Origin of the sequence: Thauera phenylacetica B4P (assembly GCF_000310225.1) — a bacterium.
GTDB classification, from domain to species: domain Bacteria; phylum Pseudomonadota; class Gammaproteobacteria; order Burkholderiales; family Rhodocyclaceae; genus Thauera; species Thauera phenylacetica.
On the sequence record NZ_AMXF01000349.1, the window covers coordinates 1 to 3,006 of the forward strand.

Sequence of the window (3,006 nt, forward strand, 5' to 3'; positions counted from 1 at the left end):
AGGCCGGCGCGCCCGGGCTGCGGGGCGCCCCAGGCGCCCAGGCCGGGGTGGCCGGGCAGTTCGGAGGGCAGGCGCTCCCAGGCGGCGCGCGGAACCGCGCCCGCGGGCAGGTCGGCCTCCGGGATGTCGCCGAACACATGGGGATGCCACTCGGCGATGCCGTCCGGGACTGGGTCGGCGGTGGTGGCCAGCCAGGCGATGAAGCCACAGCCGGCGGGCAGGCGCGCCTCGGCGTAGAGGCGATGCCAGACCGTGGCCTGGTCGCCGCTGTCGATCAGGTGGGCCGGGTGGGCAGGGTGGGCGGGGGTGAAGGTGGCGGCCTCGCCGCTGCGCGCCAGGTGCGAGACCGAGAGCCGGTGCAGCGGCTCGAGCGCCGGACCGGCGATCGGATAGCGGGGCGGCTGGTCGAGGCGATGGGCGAAGGGGGCCTCGACCGCATCGGGCTGCAGCGGGCACACCTCGCCGCTCGCGACCAGGCTCGCCGCCGCGCCGCTGGCGCGCGGCACGAAGACCGGCGCATCGCGGCGTCCGGGCACGCGCAGCGCGATCCGGTCGTCGCCGAGCCAGTCGAGCGCATAGGCGAAGCGCACCTCGGAGAGCGCTTGCGGGGCACCGACCATGCCCTCTGCGTCGATCAGGCGGAGCCGGCATTCGCCGTCGCTGAACCAGGACAGCAAGGCCAGGCGCCCGTCCTCGGCGACCGCCATCGCCTGCGGCCGCTCGCCGGCCAGCCAGGCGAGAGGATCGAGCACCCGCATCACCAGCGGCGACGGATTCTCGGGCTGCGGGCGGAAGGTCCCCGCCGCGTACTCCGCGGCCGGTCGCGCGACCGCCATGCAGCCTGTGAGGCGTGCCAGCCGCCCGCTGCCGCGTTCGAGCAGCCAGGCGCCCGCGCCCGGCGCCGCGGCGACCCGCCAGGCCTGGAATCCGGGGGTGGGCAACAGCGCATCGGGCCAGCGCCCGCGCAGGTCGTGCAGCAGCAGGCGCTCGGCGAGCGCGACCATGAGCACGTCGTCGTGGCCGATGGCGAAGTCGCGCGGGCGTTCGGGCAGGGCGAGCAGCGTGGCCGTCCCGGGCAGGTGGCTGCGCGCGAGCAGCGCGCCGGCGTCCTCTTCCCACCAGGCGCGCGCGCCCTCGCGGTCGATCGCCATCGGCAGGCGCTCCAGCGCCGCGGTGGCGATGGCCGCCGCGTCGTCGACCATCGCCCCCAGGCTGCGCTCGCTCGCCAGGCGCAGCGCGCGGCAGCCGGGGCGATGATCGACGTGCTCGAGCCACGGCCAGTGGGCCGCGTCGGCGAGCAACCAGAAGCGCTGGCGGTTGGCGTCCATCAGCACACCTCCGGCACGACCGGCACGGCGACCGCGCTGTCGTCGGCGAAGGGGTTGGGCAGCGCGGCGAGCGAGGACGGCGCGGCGTTCGCGCCGCTGCCGGGCGCGACATCCACGACCAGCACGCCGAGCAGCTCCGGCAGCTGCCAGGGGCTGAGGTCGAGCTGCTGCGAGGCGTCGACGGTGTTGCGGGTGAGCAGGCGCCAAGCCGGCTTGCCGTCGCTCTCGCCGCGTTCGAACAGATTGAGGCCGGCGACCTCGGCGACGCCGGCGACGCGCGAGATCTCCACCTCGAGCTCGCGCTCGCGCACCGCCCGGCGCAGCGGCCAGCCCGCACCGCCCGGTCCGTGGGGCGGCAGCGGCCAGAGCAGGCGGCGCAGGTTCTCGCGCACCTCGAACAGGACCGCCTCGCGGGCGAAGCCGTCGCGGATCACGACCGCCACCGCCAGGCCGATCGCGACGTACTCGCAGCCGATCACGTAGCACTCGGTGGCGAGCGGGGTGCGCGCGGCGAGGTGGGCATGCACGCGCTCGATGAAGGGGCGGTCGGGGCGCGGGTTGGGCGCGGGGCCGAGCGCACGCGCGGGCAGCACCATCACGCTGACCACGCCGGGGACGTCGAAGCGCCGCTCGCGCGGCTTGAAGCGCGGCAACACGTCGACGCGGCCGACCTCGGCGCCGGGCACCTCCAGCGCCAGGCAGCGGTAGTCCTCCGCCGTCACCGCACGCTCGCGATGGCGTAGCAGCGCGGGGATGCGGCGCTCGGCGGCGGCGAGGCTCTCGGCGTCCTCGCCACCCGAGGTGGGGAGGGGCTGGAGCACCTTGATCGCTGGCAGGGTGCGCCTGCTGCCGACCAGGCGCGCGCCGGCGACCTCGGCGAGGCTGCCCGCCGGCAGGTTGCCGGCGCGTCCGCCGCCGAAGCGGCCATGGGCCAGGCGGATGCGCATCTGGCGCTCCGGCACGCGGCCGCGCACGCCGTCGCCGAAGCGCAGGGTGCCGGCCTCGGCGTCGAGCTCGAAGGCGGTCGCCTCGCGCGCGACCACGGGGTTCGCGGACAACGCGGCGAGCTCGTCGACCCGCGTCCACGCGCGGTAGCCCTGGCCGGGTTGCTCGACCTCGATGCGCAGGCTCGCCGCCTCCACCGCGCCGGCGGGGAGCTGGAAGACCTGGTCGCCGGCGCCGCTCGACACGCCGAGCACGCGGCCGGAGAGCGTGGAGCGCTGATCCACCTCCACCGCGTTGACGCCGACCCACGCCAGCCGGAGGCTGTCGACCCCGCTGCCCGGGCGCGGGCGCAGGCGCAGCCAGCCGATCAGGCGCGCGGCGCGCTCGGGGTCGTCGAGCCGGGGCGGGTTGTCGCCGACACCGGCGCGCGGGTTCTCGCCGACGTCGTTGGACGGGGCCCAGATCAGCGCCTCGTCGGGCATGGGCAGGCGCAGCACGCCGGGCCGGGTGAGGCCGGCGGTGGTGTCGTCGGCCTCGCCCGGCAGCGGCTCGAGCGTCAGGTAGTCGGCGTCGATGCCGTTGGCGGCGCGGGTGACGATCTCCCACATCGCCGGCACACGGGCGCGCGGGCCGATCTCCTCGAACAGCGCCGGCGCGGTGATCGCCGGCACCACGCCTACCGAGAGCAGCGCGCCGCCGCCGCTGTCGCCGCCGCCGAGGGCATGGCGCGCGG

General features: G+C 76.8%; 1 protein-coding gene and 1 pseudogene. Both read right to left on the reverse strand.

Annotated features, from left to right (window positions below):
- Positions 1-1,328: pseudogene (locus C667_RS21695) on the reverse strand (hypothetical protein); the annotation flags it as partial.
- The coding region (locus tag C667_RS21700) for a baseplate J/gp47 family protein (RefSeq protein WP_004384731.1) at positions 1,328-3,006 on the reverse strand (1,679 nt) is incomplete at its 5' end. The gene C667_RS21700 and the pseudogene C667_RS21695, both read right to left, overlap by 1 nt.